Source organism: Capnocytophaga sp. oral taxon 864, from assembly GCF_002998835.1.
In the GTDB taxonomy this organism is placed as follows: Bacteria; Bacteroidota; Bacteroidia; order Flavobacteriales; family Flavobacteriaceae; genus Capnocytophaga; species Capnocytophaga ochracea.
Window position 1 is genome coordinate 1,352,558 of sequence record NZ_CP027232.1, and the last position, 17,846, is coordinate 1,370,403.

The window sequence follows — 17,846 nt, forward strand, 5'->3', positions numbered from 1 at the left end:
ATCTTTGTAATCTGAAACGCTTAAAATATTTCTAATGACCGATTATCTTATTGCTAAAAGTATACATATCATCTTTGTAGTGAGCTATTTCGCAGGGCTCTTTTATATGGTGCGACTATTTATCTATCACACCGAAACCTTGGAAAAAGATGACCCCGAACGCTCAATTCTCCACAAACAATTCAGCTTTATGGAAGAGCGCTTGTGGAACATCATTACCGTGCCGGCGCTGTTGCTGATGACTCTTAGCGGACTCTATATGCTATACGACGGTGGCGAGTGGACGCTTATTAAACAAGGATGGTTTCACGTCAAACTGCTATTCATCGTCTTTTTGTTTGTGTATCATTACTATTCTTGGCGCATAATGAAACGACTCCAAGCGGGTCGCGCCTCTCTTACTTCGGTACAACTGCGAATGCTCAACGAAGTAGCTACAATTATCCTCTTTGTAGTGATATTCGCCGTGATACTAAAAGGCTTATTCATCACCTATTGGTATTTTTCTTTAATAGCTTTTGTAGCAATGGGGGCTCTGATAATGTTAGTAGTGAAATTGGTCAATAAAGGAAAGAATTAGCATATTTGAAAATTAACATTTTAGCCAATGAGTGCGTCGCAAACTTAGCCAAAGTTTCAAATACAAGCTACACTTCTTTTTTAATTGTTTGATTTGAATAGATTTGTTTGATTTCTAAGGCACAAACCTTATCCTTTTTAATTTCTTTGTTGAATTTCTATAGCGTAAGCTTAATATGCAACAACTAAAAAATACTCCTATAACCTCTCTTCCTGCTCTGGCGCAGCAAATCCGCAACCGCATTATAGAGGTTATTGCTACACGAGGCGGGCACTTAGGTGCAAGTCTCGGAGTGGTAGAGCTTACTATTGCGTTGCACTATGTGTTCGATACTCCTCACGATATACTAGTATGGGACGTAGGGCACCAGAGTTATGCTCATAAAATCCTCACCGATAGAAACGAGGATTTTACGCATATACGCGAGCGTGTAGGTATCAGTGGTTTTCCTAAACGTGCAGAAAGTCAGTACGATGCCTTTGGTACGGGACACTCATCTACCTCTCTTTCTGCTGTCTTGGGTATGGCAATGGCATCGGCTTTGGCAGGCGATAAAGAGCGACAACATATAGCCGTGATAGGCGATGCTTCTATTGTGAGTGGTATGGCTTTCGAGGCTCTGAACTATGCAGGCACCACTGATGCCAATATGCTCATTATACTGAACGACAATACAATGGCTATCGACCCCACCGTAGGAGCGTTCTCTCATTACCTTGCCCAACTGAAAACCGAACACGCTACCCGCAGTACTTTTTTTAGTGCTTTGGGGATTACCTACAAAGGCGTAGTAGACGGACACAACCTCACCGCGCTCATCTCGGCACTCAAAGCCGAAAAGCAAGCCTGTGGAGTGCGCCTCTTACACGTAGTCACCACCAAAGGTAAAGGATATCCCAAAGCCGAAGCCTCACAAGTATTCTTCCATTCCCCTTCACAATTCGATAAAATCACAGGCAACCCTCTGCCTGAAAACTCTGCTCTCCCTGCTAAATATCAAGACGTAGTAGGGCAAACCCTCACCGAACTCGCTCAGCAGAACCCCAAGATAGTTGTTATCACCCCTGCGATGAGTAGTGGTAGCGGACTCACGGCTATGCAAAAGGCATTCCCCGATAGGGTAATGGACGTGGGTATTGCCGAACAACACGCGGTTACCTTTGCTGCCGGTTGGGCTACACAAGGTTTTATACCGTACTGTGTGGTATATTCCACTTTTTTACAGCGCGCTTACGACCAGCTTATTCACGATGTAGCCCTGCAAAACCTGCCCGTAGTATTCTGTATAGACCGTGCAGGACTCGTAGGCGAAGACGGTGCCACCCATCACGGAGTGTTTGATATGGCATTCTTGCGCCCTATTCCTAACCTCATTATCGCTTCACCGCGTAATGCTACCGAGTTGCGCAATTTGCTTTATACCGCCCAGCAATCGCTCAAGCACCCTATTGCCATTCGTTATCCTCGTGGTCGTTGTACACAAACCGATTGGCAACAACCTTTTCAACAGCTAATTATAGGCAAAGGCGAACAGCTAAAAGAAGGTAGCGAGGTAGCCGTACTCACCATTGGTGCCATTGCCGAAAATGTACAACAACAGCTCACTCAAACTGCTGAACCCGAGAAATATGCCCATTACGATGCCTGTTTTCTCAAACCCTTGGACGAGGCGATGCTACATCATATTTTCCGTTCTTATAAAAAAGTAATCACAGTAGAAGAAGGAAGCACAGGCGGTTTAGGTAGTGCCGTAGCCGAATTTGCTACCCAGCACAGCTATACCACTCCGCTGAAAATCATCACCCTTCCTGATAGTTTTATTCCTCACGGCAAAGTAGAGACACTCAAAGAAGAGTTTTTAAAAATTAGAGATTTAGCAGATTGACAAAATAAGCCAATGTGTGAAAGAACAAAAACTGCTTTTTCTTCAACCATTTCACGTTTTTAACACTTTTCCCTCAACAGTTTTAAAAGCCCTTTCTTCCTATTGACATTCAACTAACTAACACCTTTCCTTCATCTTAGGTTCGTCTTTCCTTCGTCTTTCCTTCGTCTTAGGTTCGCTCTTCCTTCGGTTAAGCTTCGGTGAAGAGACAAGTATGATAAATCATTTATTTAACTGAATAATAATATCTTAACTCTTTTTACGGTGTAAGAGACTAAGTTATGTTTTTCTTTTCAATAATTGAAAAAAATACATACATTTAACAAACATTAAGATTTTTTCAGCAATCTGTCAAGCTTCTATTTTGCTAATCTGATAATTACTTCTCATTCTATACCTCTCCCCTACTATTACATTTTCATTACGCTTTGTCTGTCAAGCATTCACCAGCTATATTCATTCCATTTTACATTTATTAGTTCATTTGCTAATTGCCAAATTAGCAAATTATCATTACCTTTGCACCCTGAAATATTTAGCACGATTCTCTGTATGAAAAAACTCATTGTTCTACTGTTTCTTACCTCCTTTACCGCTTTTGGGCAAGTGCGCAAAGCAAGAACCTACGAAGCCCCTGTAAAGTCCGATACGGTAAAAGTAATGAAAGATACCGAAGCGTTAAAGTTCACTTTCAACCGTTTTAAATTAGCACAACAAAAATGGTTCAAATTCAATCAAGTAAGCCTTAATATGAGCGAGGTAGCTTTTTCTAATTGGAGTGCAGGAGGAGAAAGTTCTATTTCGGGGATATTTAATGCCAAATTCCGTCGCCGTTATACCGAACGCACTTTCTTTTGGGACAACGAATTAGAAATCAACTACGGTATTAACGCTCAAAAAGGACGCGAAGTGCGCAAAACCGACGATAAACTCTCACTCATCTCATCGTTTGGCTATCGAGGCGACTCACAGTCGTTTTGGTATTACACGGCGCGCTATCAGTTTCTTTCACAAATCAGCAACGGGTACAACTATCCCGATGTAGAAAAGCCTATCTCCAAATTCTTTGCCCCTGCTTATATCACCTTTGGTTTGGGTACTGAATATGCTCCTTCAAAGATAAAATTCAGTATTTTCCTTTCGCCTATCACGCTTAAAACTACTGCTGTACTCGACCAACGTTTAGCCGATGAAGGTGCTTTCGGGGTAGAAAGAGCCCAGCGTGCTCCTGACGGTACTATTCTGAAGAAAGGTAAGCGTACTCATAACGAACTCGGTTTTTCAGTGTCCGGTCGCTGGGACAAGAAAGTGATGGAGAATATGATACTCAATACTTCCTTCAACTTCTATGGCGATTACCTTAAAAACTTCGGAAATATAGATGTAGATTGGGAAACTAATCTCAACTTGAAGGTAAATAGCTACGTGCAGGCGCGTATAGGGGTGCATATCAAATACGACGACGATGTGAAGTTTTATTCGTACAAAGCACCTAATGGTGAAGTGCACAACTATGGCGCACGCACTCAGTTCAAGCAAGTATTAGGAGTAGGAGTACTATATACTTTTTAAGTGATGTTTTTAGAGAATACAGTAAACGACAACGAAAAGACAGGCTGGATAGAAGTAATATGCGGGTCGATGTTCTCAGGCAAAACCGAAGAACTGATTCGCCGATTACGTCGTGCCCAATTTGCAAAACAGAAGGTAGAGATATTTAAACCCAGTTTCGACACGCGTTATGATGATACCAATATCGTATCGCACAACGCCAATGAAATTCCTTCTACTCCCGTAGAAGCCGCCGCCAGCATTATGCTTCTTGCCGATGGTTGCGATGTGGTGGGTATAGACGAAGCTCAGTTTTTCGACGACGAGATAGTACACGTGTGCAATGAGCTCGCCAATCGTGGAGTACGTGTAATCGTAGCAGGACTCGATATGGACTATAAAGGAAAGCCTTTTGGACCTATGCCCTTCTTGATGGCTACTGCCGAGTATGTTACTAAGGTACACGCTGTTTGTACACGTACCGGCAACCTCGCCAATTATAGTTTTCGCAAAGTTTCTAACGACCAGCAACGCTTGTTAGGAGAAGCCGATAGCTATGAGCCTCTCAGTCGCGCTGCCTTCTATAAAGCAATGAATGCTAAGAAAACAAAAGAATAATAACCGCACTTAAAGTACTTAATTGATAAGTTTTTTGGTATATTTAGGGTATTTTCAAACTTGCTAATCTGTTAACTTGCCAATTTGTAATTATTTTGTACTTTTGTCTGATTTTTAAAATGAAGTAATATAATACAACCATTATGAAAAAGAAAAATCCTATTACTTGGGTGCCTACCACCTATTTCGCTATGGGGCTTCCCTTTGTGATGCTTTCATTAGTTTTTCCTATTATCTTCAAAGGATTAGGTATTCCTGACGACCAGAACGCTTTTTGGACTTCTTTACTCATCTTACCTTGGTCATTAAAACCTATTATCAGTGTAATAATGGAGCTCTATGGTACTAAAAAACAATATATTGTCATTACCGAATTAGTATCAGCAGCTTTATTCGGTTGTATTGTCTTTTCGTTACCTCTCCCCAACTTTTTCACTGTGTGTTTAGCCTTATTAGGAGTGATTGCCCTTAGCGGTTCTACTCACGATATTGCAGGTGACGGAATGTATATGGAACAATTGGACACAGCTACCCAAAGTGTATATTCTGGCTGGCAAGGTGCTTTCTACAACTTAGCAAAAGTGCTTGCCAATGGTGGTCTTATCTTCTTAGCAGGTTGGCTCGTAAAAGCAAAAGGTATGAGTGTAATTGCTTCTTGGCAACTGATTCTTAGCATTTGTGCTACTATTTTAGGTCTCGTAGGTCTATATCACCTTTATGCTTTGCCAAAAGATACTAAACCTCAGCAAGCTGGTGATTTTAATGTAAAAATGAAAGAACTATGGGGTATTTTTGTAGCTTTCTTCCGAAAGAAATATATTTTTTATTATTTGTTTTTTATCTTCTTATACCGTTTTGCAGAAGGATTAGCTATGAAGATAGCTCCTCTTTTCCTCATTGCTAAAACTGATAAAGGAGGCTTAGGGCTCACCGAACAAGAATATGGCTTAGTATACGGTACTGCGGGAGTTATTGCTTTTATTGTAGGCTCTATTTCAGCTGGCTATTTTGTTTCTCGTGTAGGGTTGCGCAAAGCTCTTTTCACTTTGGCGTGTGCTTTTAATATTCCATTTGTGGTTTACCTGCTCTTTGCTTATTTCTTGCCCTCTCACTTGCCTACTATCGCTTTGGGAATTGTAGGTGAGTACTTTGGTTATGGCTTCGGTTTTGTAGGTCTTACCCTCTTTATGATGCAACAAATAGCTCCTGGTAAATACCAAATGGCTCACTATGCTTTCGCCAATAGCCTGATGAACTTAGGAGTGATGGTTCCTGGTATGATTAGTGGTTTCCTCAGTAAATATTTAGGATATCAACACTTCTTCTTATTGGTAATGATTTGCACTATTCCTGCACTATTAATCACTTGGAAAGTGCCTTTTACTTATGACTCCAAGCAGAATAAAATAGATGAAAAAGCTCATTAAACCTACTTCTTAGAGCATTTTTAAGGTCTATAATACTCATACTTAAAAGCCTTTACCTAAATACTGATTAGGTAAAGGCTTTTTAGTTATCTTTCTTCCTCCTTAGTAAGTTTTATTTCTTTGCCTCCCAATCAAAAGGAAAGAGCTCTGAGCGTGTATGGCTTTGTTCCATAAATCGCTCTATTTTCTTCACTATCTTAGGATATTTCTCGGCGAGGTTGTGCTGTTCAGCAGGGTCAGTAGTAAGGTCGTACAACTCAATAGGAGCCTTTTTATCTTTATTCACGTTTAGGCGTACTCCTTTCCAGTTTTTATAACGCACTGCTTGTCTACCTCCCATTTCGTGAAACTCCCAATAAAGGTATTTATGCTGTTGCTGTTGTTTCTTCCCTAAAAGCGTAGGTAAAAACGACACCTGATACCTATTAGGCACATACTTCTGATGCGTAATCTCAGCAAAGGTAGGCATCATATCCCAAAAAGCCCCTATGTGGTCGCTTACGCTACCTGCCTTTATCTTGCCTTTCCAATACACAATGTAAGGGGTACGTATACCGCCTTCGTACAAGTCGCGTTTAATACCTCTCAATCCTGCTGAGGAGTTGAAGAACTTAGGGTCAGCACCACCTTCGCGATGTGCCCCATTGTCGCTCGCAAAGATGATAAGGGTATCCTCATCAAGCCCTTTAACTTTAAGGAGCTTGCGTATTTCTCCCAAATACTTGTCTAACCGACTCACCATAGCCGCATAAGTGGCATAAGTATGCGGTTGCGACATATAACCTGCCCAGCCAAAAGGTTTAGGAGTAATCTTGTCGTAATCCACCCCTTTATAAGGTTTCTTGGGGAGATATTCGTACGAAGCGTAAATACTGTCGTGAGGCACTACCAATTCGGCGTGTGGGAGTGTATAAGTAAGCCACATAAAGAAAGGCTTTTCAGCTGTTTGTTTGCCTATATAATCCAATATTTTTTCTTGTATGAGGTCTTCGCCATAAATCTTTTGGCGCTCATAATTTCCGTTTTCGGGAATGAGCACCTTTTCATTGTCGTGCCACAAGAAAGCAGGATAACGACGATGAGCGCGGAACTGCGAGTTATAACCAAAAAAAGTATCAAACCCTTGTTTTAGCGGATTCCCTCGGAAGGAACGATACCTAAACCCCATTTACCAAAACAACCCGTATTATAGCCTGCTCTCTTAAAAAGTTGTGCTACCGATGGGTCGTTAGCAAGTAAAGGTGCTTGTCCATCTACTGGCTCACGCACTTCTTCATTACCGCGTATGTGCGTTTCACCCGTAGTTTGCCCTGTAATAAACGAAGCGCGAGAGGGCGCACACACAGATGTACCTGTATAAAACTGAGTAAACTTCATTCCTTCATCAGCGAGTTTGCTGAGTTGGGGTGTTTTGATAATTTGCTGACCGTAAGGCTCTATATCGCCGTAACCTAAATCGTCAGCCAAAATAAAGATAACATTAGGAAGTTTTTCTTGCGCCTTGACTCCTATGATACATAAGGAAGCTAAAAAGCTGAATAGTAAATGTTTCATAATAGTTAATAATGAGTTATAAATGGTTAATCATTAATGCGACAAAGATACAAAACAATTTACAATTAGCAATAAAATAGACTATCAAACTCACATTAATCAACATTAGTCCGATATGATCATCACCACAACTCCCCTTGCGTCTCTATTGTCTCTCTCCTGCGAGTCTCTCTCAAATATCTGATAACTCTCCTTCGGTCGCTACACTTCCCCTTTTCCGTCACACTCCCTCCTAGTGCCTATGGCCTAAGGCCTAGTGCCTATTCCTCTTTCTTTCGCCTCGAAACCCCGTTTTTACCATTTTTAGCCTTGTTATATTATATTCTGAATCAACTATTTATATACCCTTCCTATACCAATCGTCCAAGATTCGTATAAGCTTCCTATAAGCTCCCTATAAGCTAACCATACCGATTTTACCTCTTACCTTTTACTTTTTACCTGCATCACCTCTTCCGGTATCTTTCGGTATCTTATGATACTCCAAAAAATCCAATTACTAACCCTCAATTAGTAAAACCTAACCCATTTTTTGCTAGTCTCCTAATTTATTACTACCTTTGCCTCATACAAATAAAAAATACTTAAACATTATGTCTTACATAGCAACTATAAACAGCAATAATCCTGAAGCCTTAAAGGTAATAAATTACCTTAAGACTCTTGACTTTGTGAAAGTTACTAAGAAAAAAGAATCCAAAAAAAATGTAACAGCTACTTCCGAAGTTTTAGAGGAAGATGAAAACGGCATCCCTCTAAAATTTAAAGATAAAATAATGGCTATGTCAAAACAAGCAAATCGCAATATGACCAAACGTTGGGAAGCAGCTATCGCCAAAGAAGAAAAAAAACATAAAATATGATAGTCATTTCCGACTCCAATATCATTTTCAGTTGCTTTTACACCCCTAATGGCGTAATAGCCTCTATTCTTAAAAACAAGAAGAATAAGTTACAATTTATAGCCCCCTCTTTTATATTAGAAGAAGTTAAAGAACATTTGCCCGAAATTATGAAAGACAACCTTCTCACTAAAAGAAAGGCAAACGCTTTATTGAAAGAATTTACCCAAAACATTACTTTCTACGAATTAAAAGATATAAAAAAACAAAATAGAGAGAAAGCAAGTAAAATAGCCAAAAATATAGACCCCGACGATTATCTTTTTATAGCTTTACACTTTGAAAAGGGACATAAAATATGGACTTGTGACAACATCCTTTCTAAAAGATTAAAAGAAATGGGCTACGATATATGTATTTCTACACAAGAATTAAAAGCCAATATCTATAAAAAAGTATCTCCTCTACCAAAAGATTCTCAAAATAAAAAATAACCTTAGTTCCTCATATTTATATAACTAAGAAAACATCAATAAACCTCCTCTTAAATTTACTAATCAGCAAATTGTCTAATTGACAAATTATTCATATCTTTGCCCCATAAAACTGATATAGTGTTATGGAACAGGTGTACATCTTTATGCTGTTCGTGTTCTTGGTGCTCGCCGTTATCGATTTGGTGGTGGGTGTGAGTAACGATGCAGCTAACTTTCTTAACTCTGCCGTAGGCTCCAAAGTAGCCACCATTCGCACCATTATGATAGTCGCCAGCGTGGGGGTAGCCATTGGTGCCGTCTTTTCTAGCGGAATGATGGAAATCGCACGTAAAGGCATCTTTAACCCTCAGCTCTTCTATTTCGATGAGGTAATGGTTATCTTTATGTCGGTTATCCTTGCCGATATCCTCCTCTTCGACCTCTTCAACTCTATCGGTCTACCTACTTCCACAACCGTTTCTATCGTATTCGAACTCTTGGGCGCTGCGATGTGTGTCGCCACTATCAAAACGTTTATGAGTGACGAATCGCTTTTTAACGCTTTCAACTATATCAACACAAGCGAAGCAGGCAAAATTATTACCGGTATTTTCACCTCGGTAGCCATCGCCTTTACTGTCGGTACGATTGTGCAATATTTAGCCCGATTAGTATTCTCATTTAAATATCAAGAAAATGTAAAATATGTAGGAGGTGTGTTCGGCGGGCTCTCGCTTACAGGGCTTTCCTACTTCATTATCTTTAAAGGACTCAAAGACGTTGCTTTCATTCCTAAAGAAGCCATTGCGTGGATAGACACGAATATAGTGCCGCTGCTTATTGGCTGTTTTATTTTCTATTCGGTGCTCTCACAAGTGCTTATCCGTATGAAAGTAAATATTTTTAGAGTAATTATTCTCAGCGGTACTTTTGCTTTGGCAATGGCTTTTGCGGGTAACGACTTAGTGAACTTCATAGGGGTACCGGTAGCGGCTTATCAGTCGTATGATATATGGCATAATTCAGGAGTAGCTCACGACGGCTTGTTAATGGGGGCTTTAGCCGATGGACAAATCTCTACTCCTACCGCCTTGCTATTGCTCACCGGTTTTGTGATGATTCTCACCCTTTGGTTTTCCAAAAAAGCACGTCACGTAATCGATACAGGCGTCAATCTATCTCGTCAAAACGAAGGAGGTGAAGAGAAGTTTTCTTCTAACTTCTTATCGCGATTCTTGGTGCGTATTACAGTGATTTGTGCCAATGCCGTGAACTTCATAATGCCAAAGTCGATTAGCAACAAAATAGACCACCGTTTTGAAAAACCTGAACCTGACCCTAATGTAAAAGAAGAAGACCTTCCTGCTTTCGACCTCGTGCGTGCTGCTATCAACCTCGTGGTATCCAGTAGTTTAATTGCCATTGGTACTTCCTTTAAGCTCCCTCTTTCTACTACTTATGTAACCTTTATGGTGGCAATGGGTTCTTCCCTTGCCGATAGAGCTTGGGGGCGCGATAGTGCTGTATATCGCGTGGCAGGGGTACTGAACGTAATCGGCGGTTGGTTTTTAACAGCTATTGTTGCCTTTATTGGGGCATTTTTAGTAGCAGGCATATTGTATTACGGAAGCGTGATTGGGCTTATTGTGATGATAATGGTAGTAGGCTTTGTGCTCATTCGCAACGCAATTATCTACCGCAATAAACAGAAAGCCAAAGCACAAGGCAAACGCTTTGAGCGTGCCGACTTGGCTACCATTGGCGGTGTCATCAAAGAAAGCTCTAACTATGTATCCGAAACGATTTTCCGCATCGACCAGCTTTATAGCAAAGTGGTGAAGAATCTCGGCACTCAAGATTTAGGCAAACTCACCAAAAACAAAAAGAATGCTAAAAAGCTCGAAAAAGAACTCGATGAGCTGAAAGGTAATGTGTACTACTTTATCAAATCGCTGAATGAAAGTTCAGTAGCGTCTAGCAAGTTTTATATCCTTATTTTGGACTGTTTGCAGGATATGGCACAATGTCTCACGGCTATTACACTCAATAGTTATGAACACGTAAACAACAATCACAAGAATCTCAAATTTAATCAGCTACGTGACTTAAAATACATTTCCGATAAGATGGAAGATGTGTTTAAGGCAGAAGCCGAAATATTTAAAGGTTCAGACTATAACAAGTTACACGTAATTTTCGAAGATTGTAAGGTGTTGAAAAACGAAGTATCAAAGATGGTACAAAAACAAATCGACCGTATTCGCACTACCGAAACCAGTCATAAAACTACTAAATTATATTTTAGTATTTTATTAGAAACCAATGCGCTCATCCGTGCTAATAACAACTTGTTAATGCAGTTCGATGAATACCAAAAACAGCAAAACAAGAAGAAGAAAATGAACCTTATCACCCAAGTAACAGGGAAGAAATAATGAAGATATAAAAAAGAGGTAACTAAGTTAATTTCTAGTTACCTCTTTTTCTATATTTTAACTATTCGTTAATAGCTGCAATACCAGGAAGTACCAATCCTTCAAGGCTTTCAAGCATCGCTCCACCACCAGTAGAAACATAACTTACTTTATGCTCAAAACCAAATTGTTTTACAGCAGCTACCGAGTCGCCACCTCCTACGAGTGAGAAAGCTCCTTTTTTAGTAGCTTCAGCCACATAATCACCTACGGCTATGGTACCTTTTGCGAAGTTAGGCATTTCAAATACTCCGATAGGACCATTCCACAAAATAGTTTTCGATTTAAGCAATACCGATTTGATGTTTTCAAGAGTCTTAGGTCCTGCATCCAATCCTTCCCAACCATCAGGAACAGCATTTACAGGTACTACTTGTGTCTTAGCGTTGTTATCAAAAGCATCAGCAGCTACTACATCTATAGGCAAGTGTACTTCTACCCCTTTAGCTTTGGCTTTGGCAAGGATATCAAGAGCAAGGTCAAGTTTATCATCTTCGCAAATAGAATCACCTACTTTCCCGCCTTGCGCTTTAGCAAAGGTATACGCCATACCCCCACCTATGATAAGGTGGTTCACTTTATCTAAGATATTTTCGATAATAGTGATTTTAGAAGAAACTTTTGAACCACCAAGGATAGCAGTTACAGGTTTTTCGCCGTTCTTCATCACTTTATCAATACTTTCAATCTCCTTAGCGAGGAGGTAACCAAAGCATTTGTGGTTAGGGAAGAATTTCGCTACAATAGTAGTCGAAGCGTGAGCGCGGTGAGCGGTACCAAAAGCGTCGTTCACATAGATATCGCCGAGTTTAGCAAGCTGTTTAGAGAATGCTTCATCTCCTTTTTCTTCTTCGTTATGAAAACGCAAGTTTTCAAGTAATACCACACTACCAGCAGGAGCAGCTGCTACCGCTTTTTCGGCTACTTCGCCTACGCAATCATCTACAAAAATCACTTTTTTACCTAATACTTTTTCCACTTCACTTACAATGTGACGCAAAGAATACTTGTCGTTGCGTTCCCCTTTAGGGCGACCTAAGTGGCTCATAAGTACTGCAGTTCCTCCATCTTTGAGAATTTTCTCGATAGTAGGTTTCGCAGCCTCAATACGAGTGTTATCAGTTACTTTAAAATTTTCGTCCAATGGCACATTAAAGTCCACGCGAATAAGGGCTTTCTTGCCCGCAAAATTAAAATTGTCTATGGTTTTCATATATCTAAAACTACAATAATTTTATTCAAGCCTCAAAGGTACAACAAAAAAGTGATATACACAAAACTTTTTGACAATAATTTTATTTCGCCAATTGCCCTTGATGGTAGAATTGGCGAACTGACAAATTGGCTAATTGCCAAATTATCTTTATCTTTGCGCCCTCAATTCAGAAACTCAAACCTCTATGGCTAAAGAAATAGACGAAAGTAAACAAGGACAAAGCCTTGTTTTACAAGCTGATAATAACAATTCTAAAAAACTATATATCGAGAGTTACGGTTGCCAAATGAACTTCTCCGACAGTGAAATTGTAGCTTCTATTCTCTCTAAAGCGGGATATAATACCACTGATACTGTTGATGAAGCCGATTTGGTGCTTATCAACACCTGCTCAGTGCGTGAAAAGGCGGAACAGACTATTCGCAAGCGTTTGGAGCAATTCAATGTGTACAAACGCAAGAAACCCTCTATGAAAGTGGGCGTATTGGGCTGTATGGCCGAAAGGGTAAAACACGCCTTCCTCGAAGAAGAAAAAATAGTGGATATGGTGGTAGGTCCTGATGCTTATAAGGATTTACCTAACCTACTTGAAGAAGTGGAAGAAGGTCGTGAAGCGGTAAATGTGATTCTCTCTAAGGACGAAACCTATGCCGATATTGCACCTATTCGTCTCAATAGCAACGGTGTAACAGCTTTTGTATCGATTACGCGCGGTTGTGACAATATGTGTACTTTCTGCATTGTACCTTTCACTCGCGGACGTGAGCGCAGTCGTGATCCTTATTCTATCCTCAACGAAATAGCCGACCTCCAAGCGCGTGGATTTAAAGAGGTTACTCTACTGGGACAGAATGTGGATAGTTACCTTTGGTATGGAGGCGGGCTCAAAAAGGATTTCAGCAAAGCAAGTGAGATGCAACAAGCCACCGCTATCAACTTCGCTAAACTCCTCGATATGGTGGCAACAGCTCAGTCTGAAATGCGCATCCGCTTTTCTACCTCCAATCCGCAGGATATGACCCTTGATGTGATTGATACGATGGCAAAACACCCTAACATCTGCAAGTATATCCACCTGCCCGTACAGAGCGGTAGCAATCGCATTCTCAAAGCAATGAACCGCCTTCATACTCGCGAAGAATATTTTGCGCTGATAGACAGCATACGCGAACGCATTCCTGAGTGTGCTATTTCGCAGGATATGATTGCTGGTTTCCCCACCGAAACTGAAGACGACCACCAAGATACGCTTTCGCTAATGGAATATGTGAAGTATGATTTTGGGTTTATGTTTGCTTATTCGGAGCGTCCGGGTACATTAGCAGCACGCAAAATAGAAGATGATGTACCCGAAGAAGTGAAGAAACGCCGTCTTGCTGAGATTATCGACCTGCAACAAAAACACAGCTTGTACCGCACTCAAGCACAAATAGGCAAAACGGTAGAAGTGCTTATAGAGGGGAACTCTAAAAAATCGGATAAAGAGTGGATGGGGCGCAATAGTCAGAATACCGTAGTAGTATTCCCCAAAGAAGATTATAAAATAGGCGATTTTGTAATGGTAAAAATTACAGATTGTACTTCTACTACCCTAATAGGAAAAGCTATAAAAATTAGTAATGAAAGACAATAGAGAAAACAAAATAGGCTGTCCGGTTAAGGGACAGCCTATTTCTATTTATTGTTTCCGATAGGTAATCGTTACATTCAAAATATCATCAATGGTATAGCCTTTTTCTTTAAGAGTAGGGTCATAAGGTATTTGAGAGCGCAAAAAAGCTTTAAATTCATTGTCGTATTTAAAAATAAATTGTGTAGGGGTAATACTAACAATATCATAAGCTTTAAGAACCACTCCATTAGCCCCTTGTAAGCACAATTTGCTATTTTCTACAAAATATTTTACCGTGGCATTCTTTTTTTCACAATCATCTCCTTTAAGAGTGTGCTCCTCCGAGGTGAAAAATTCACCATAGAAAATGTACTTGTTTTCTTTGGCACACTGCATTTGTTTAGAAGTAATAATCTCAGTGAATAACTTACCATCAGGTAGCTTTGAATTTTCATAAACCCAAGTACCTTGTAATTCTTTAGGATGCTTAGTATCCTCATTGTCTTTTTTAGTGCACGCCGTGAAAGCTATCACAGAAAGTGCTATTAATAATATTCTTTTCATTGGAATAAAGTTTTAAATTCGGAACAAAAGTATAAAAGATTTTACTAATTAGCAATTTTTATTTTTATTCATTACCTGTCGCGCTACGAGCTAACTCTATAATCTCTAAGTTTTTAATCTCTCCTGCTTCTATCTCAAAACGAAGCATCGTACGCACGGTTTGCCAACCATAAAGACCAGCAGCTCCTGGATTGAGGTGTAGCAACTGAAACTGTTTATCGTATTGCACTTTTAGAATATGTGAATGCCCCGAGATGAAGAGTTTAGGAGGGCAAGTTAGGATTTCTTGTTTTGCCAACGGACTGTATTTATTAGGGTAACCGCCTATGTGTATCATCAGTACCTCCACGCCCTCACAAGCAAACCGATTTACTTCAGGGAATTGTTGTCGTATCTCTATGCCATCGATATTACCATAAACCCCACGCAAAGGTTTTACGGCTTGCAACGCCTCTATCACTGCCAGGTTACCAAAATCGCCACAATGCCACACTTCGTCTGCCTCACTAGCGTAGTGCAATATGCGATCGTCTATATACGAATGGGTATCGGAGAGAAGAAGGATTTTCATTGTACATCTAATTTATGATGCTGTTTACCCTGAATCTTGTAACAAGCGCGTTTGGCAGCAATCTCTTCAGCTTTTTTCTTAGACGTAGAACGCGCCCGAGTTACCGAAAAGCCTTGTACGTGCACTTTAGCAACGAAAAACTTAGTCTCAGAGCAATCTTCTATATCTTCTTCAGCCTCAAAAGCAAAGTCTAACTTATGTTTTTGACACCATTCTATCAGCAAACTCTTATGACTAATAACCTTTCCTTCTAAATTCTTGATATTGATATACGGCAAAATAAGCTCACGCTCAATGAACTTAAAACAAGCCTTATAACCTCTGTCTAAATAAATTGCTCCTATAAGTGCCTCGAAGAGGTTACCAGTGATATTATTACCTAATTGTCTCGGAGTGAGTTTAGTGCGCAAGAAGTCCAAGAGCCCCATATCCTTACCGAGCTGGTTAAGATTGCGACGTTCTACAATTTTAGAGCGCATTTTGGTAAGATAGCCTTCATCTTGTTCAGGAGCATTGGTGAAAATATAGTCGGCTATCACAGCGCCAAGAATCGCATCACCCAGAAATTCAAGGCGCTCATAGCTCTTACGCGTCGCTTTTTGGAATTGGTAAGAAGGGTGTGTAAAAGCCTCGCTGTAATATGATAAGTTTTTAGGAGGGAATCCTAAAAGCTCTTTGATTTTAGTATAAAAAATCCCGTCTTTCTTCTTAGGAATAAGACGGGGAAAAGTTAATATTTTCTTTAAGCCGAACACTTATAATTTATATCTTTTTGAATAATAAGCACGCATTGTGTCCACCGAAACCAAAGGTGTTACTCATCGCTACTTTTACGTCGCGACGTTGCGCTTTGTTGAAGGTAAAGTTAAGGCGTTGATCTATTTTTTCATCGGGGTGTTCAAAGTTGATGGTAGGAGGAACGATGCTGTGTTTGATAGCGAGAATAGACGCTACTGCTTCTATTGCTCCCGCAGCCCCCAACAAGTGCCCCGTCATCGACTTGGTAGAGTTAATATTGATATCATAGGCGTGCTCACCAAATACATCCAATACTGCCTTAGATTCAGCGATGTCTCCTAATGGAGTAGAGGTACCGTGCATATTGATAGCATCTACTTCGTTGACTGATACTCCTGCGTCTTTAAGACAGTTAATCATTACGTTTTTAGCACCAAGCCCTTCAGGGTGAGGCGCCGTCATATGGTAAGCATCAGCAGAGAGACCTCCTCCTGCCAATTCGCAGTAGATAGTAGCTCCACGAGCCACTGCGTGATTGTACTCTTCAAGCACTACCGCTCCTGCTCCTTCGCCTAATACAAAACCATCGCGATTGGCATCAAACGGACGAGAAGCTTTGGCAGGGTCTTCATTGAAAGTAGAAAGGGCGTGCAAGGCGTTGAAACCACCGATTCCTGCAATAGTAACCGCTGCTTCCGAACCACCTGATACCATCATATCAGCATAGCCAAAACGAATGTAGTTTAACGCATCTATCATAGCATTAGCTGCAGAGGCACACGCTGAGACTGTAGTGAAGTTAGGACCCCTAAAACCATAGCGTATAGAAATCACACCTGCTGCGATATCAGCTATCATTTTAGGTATAAAGAATGGATTAAAGCGTGGCGTACCATCACCTTCGTTGAAGTTGATTACCTCATTTTGGAAAGTTTCTAACCCCCCAATACCTGAGCCCCAAATTACCCCTATGCGGTCTTTATCAAGTGTATCCATATCAAGATGAGCGTCTTTTACGGCTTCATCAGCAACCACTAAGGCATATTGAGCAAATTTATCGAGCTTACGTGCTTCTTTTTTGTCTATAAAATCCTCGACATTAAAGTTTTTTACTTCGCAAGCAAACTTTGTTTTAAACTTTGAAGCATCGAAATGGGTAATAGGCGCAGCACCGCTCTTGCCGGCTACGAGTCCTTCCCAAAACTCTTGGGCGGTATTACCTATAGGGGTAAGAGCCCCTATACCTGTAACTACAACACGTCTTTTCTCCATATTAGTTTCAACTTTTTAGCATTTAGGTTTAGAGCAAAAAGCATTAAGCAGTAAGCTACCAAGTATATACGTTGATAGCCTACTGCCTATGAGCCAATTATTGTTTAGCGTCTTCAATATATTTGATTGCTTGACCTACAGTTGCAATGTTTTCAGCTTGGTCATCTGGAATTTGAATATCAAATTCTTTTTCAAACTCCATAATCAATTCAACAGTGTCTAATGAATCAGCTCCTAAGTCGTTAGTGAAGCTCGCTTCTGCGGTTACTTCATTTTCGTCTACGCCTAATTTATCAACGATAATGGCTTTAACTCTTGATGCAATGTCTGACATAATTTTCTTTTTTTATAATTTGATAATAATTACTGCCGGCAAAAGTAACACTTTTTTTTGAAACACAATCTTTTTCGTACAAATATTCTTATTTTTTACTTTCAAAAAGTACAAACCTACTTATTATCATAG

Annotated in this window: 15 protein-coding genes and 1 pseudogene; 9 read left to right on the top strand and 7 right to left on the bottom strand. The window is 40.2% G+C overall.

Going from position 1 to position 17,846, the window contains the following annotated elements; all coding sequences use genetic code 11:
• The first annotated feature begins 34 nt into the window (after positions 1-34).
• From C3V44_RS05870 to C3V44_RS05890, 5 genes are all read left to right on the top strand, one after another.
• Complete coding sequence (locus C3V44_RS05870) at positions 35-580, top strand: CopD family protein (protein ID WP_106095857.1); 546 nt, start codon at positions 35-37, stop codon at positions 578-580.
• A 175-nt stretch (positions 581-755) separates the two neighbouring features.
• Positions 756-2,465 carry a 1-deoxy-D-xylulose-5-phosphate synthase gene (locus C3V44_RS05875; RefSeq protein ID WP_106095858.1) on the top strand — a complete coding sequence of 570 codons (1,710 nt, stop codon included), beginning with the start codon at positions 756-758 and terminating at the stop codon, positions 2,463-2,465.
• Between the two features lie 552 nt (positions 2,466-3,017).
• Complete coding sequence (locus tag C3V44_RS05880; protein WP_009411224.1) at positions 3,018-4,037, top strand: DUF3078 domain-containing protein; 1,020 nt, start codon at positions 3,018-3,020, stop codon at positions 4,035-4,037.
• Between the two features lie 3 nt (positions 4,038-4,040).
• Entirely contained in the window at positions 4,041-4,634 is a 594-nt protein-coding gene (locus C3V44_RS05885) for a thymidine kinase (protein WP_009417664.1), read from the top strand.
• Positions 4,635-4,777: 143 nt separating this feature from the next.
• Entirely contained in the window at positions 4,778-6,061 is a 1,284-nt protein-coding gene (locus tag C3V44_RS05890) for an MFS transporter (RefSeq protein ID WP_002675323.1), read from the top strand.
• 112 nt (positions 6,062-6,173) lie between these two features.
• On the opposite strand, the pseudogene C3V44_RS05895 reads toward C3V44_RS05890, so the two are convergent.
• Positions 6,174-7,615 (bottom strand): annotated as a pseudogene (locus C3V44_RS05895) (arylsulfatase).
• 593 nt (positions 7,616-8,208) lie between these two features.
• On the opposite strand from C3V44_RS05895, the gene C3V44_RS05905 reads away from it, so the two are divergent.
• The 3 genes from C3V44_RS05905 (at position 8,209) to C3V44_RS05915 (ending at position 11,368) form a co-directional block, all read left to right on the top strand.
• Positions 8,209-8,478, top strand: a complete 270-nt coding sequence (locus tag C3V44_RS05905; protein ID WP_048746918.1) for a hypothetical protein — start codon at positions 8,209-8,211, stop codon at positions 8,476-8,478.
• On the top strand, positions 8,475-8,951 hold the full coding sequence (locus C3V44_RS05910; RefSeq protein WP_106095859.1) for a PIN domain-containing protein: 477 nt from the start codon (positions 8,475-8,477) through the stop codon (positions 8,949-8,951). Before C3V44_RS05905 ends, C3V44_RS05910 begins: the two co-directional genes overlap by 4 nt.
• A gap of 125 nt (positions 8,952-9,076) precedes the next feature.
• A complete protein-coding gene (locus C3V44_RS05915; protein ID WP_009411219.1) occupies positions 9,077-11,368 on the top strand; it encodes an inorganic phosphate transporter in 2,292 nt (763 codons plus the stop codon).
• Positions 11,369-11,429: 61 nt separating this feature from the next.
• On the opposite strand, the gene pgk is transcribed toward C3V44_RS05915, so the two are convergent.
• The gene (pgk, locus tag C3V44_RS05920) at positions 11,430-12,620 is read right to left on the bottom strand and encodes a phosphoglycerate kinase (protein ID WP_106095860.1); all 1,191 of its coding nucleotides are present in this window, start codon (positions 12,618-12,620) and stop codon (positions 11,430-11,432) included.
• A gap of 187 nt (positions 12,621-12,807) precedes the next feature.
• Here pgk and miaB point away from each other — a divergent pair, with 187 nt between their 5' ends.
• Positions 12,808-14,256 carry a tRNA (N6-isopentenyl adenosine(37)-C2)-methylthiotransferase MiaB gene (gene miaB / locus C3V44_RS05925; RefSeq protein WP_106095861.1) on the top strand — a complete coding sequence of 483 codons (1,449 nt, stop codon included), beginning with the start codon at positions 12,808-12,810 and terminating at the stop codon, positions 14,254-14,256.
• Between the two features lie 45 nt (positions 14,257-14,301).
• Here the strand turns inward: miaB and C3V44_RS05930 are convergent, their stop codons facing one another.
• The 5 genes from C3V44_RS05930 to C3V44_RS05950 form a co-directional block, all read right to left on the bottom strand.
• Complete coding sequence (locus C3V44_RS05930) at positions 14,302-14,799, bottom strand: hypothetical protein (protein WP_106095862.1); 498 nt, start codon at positions 14,797-14,799, stop codon at positions 14,302-14,304.
• Between the two features lie 64 nt (positions 14,800-14,863).
• A complete protein-coding gene (locus C3V44_RS05935; RefSeq protein WP_009411215.1) occupies positions 14,864-15,370 on the bottom strand; it encodes a metallophosphoesterase family protein in 507 nt (168 codons plus the stop codon).
• Positions 15,367-16,125, bottom strand: coding sequence for a ribonuclease III (gene rnc / locus C3V44_RS05940; RefSeq protein ID WP_009420196.1), 759 nt, complete (start codon positions 16,123-16,125; stop codon positions 15,367-15,369). Before rnc ends, C3V44_RS05935 begins: the two co-directional genes overlap by 4 nt.
• Positions 16,126-16,132: 7 nt before the next feature.
• On the bottom strand, positions 16,133-17,380 hold the full coding sequence (fabF, locus tag C3V44_RS05945) for a beta-ketoacyl-ACP synthase II (RefSeq protein WP_106095863.1): 1,248 nt from the start codon (positions 17,378-17,380) through the stop codon (positions 16,133-16,135).
• Between the two features lie 97 nt (positions 17,381-17,477).
• On the bottom strand, positions 17,478-17,714 hold the full coding sequence (locus C3V44_RS05950; protein WP_002675303.1) for an acyl carrier protein: 237 nt from the start codon (positions 17,712-17,714) through the stop codon (positions 17,478-17,480).
• Positions 17,715-17,846: the final 132 nt, after the last annotated feature.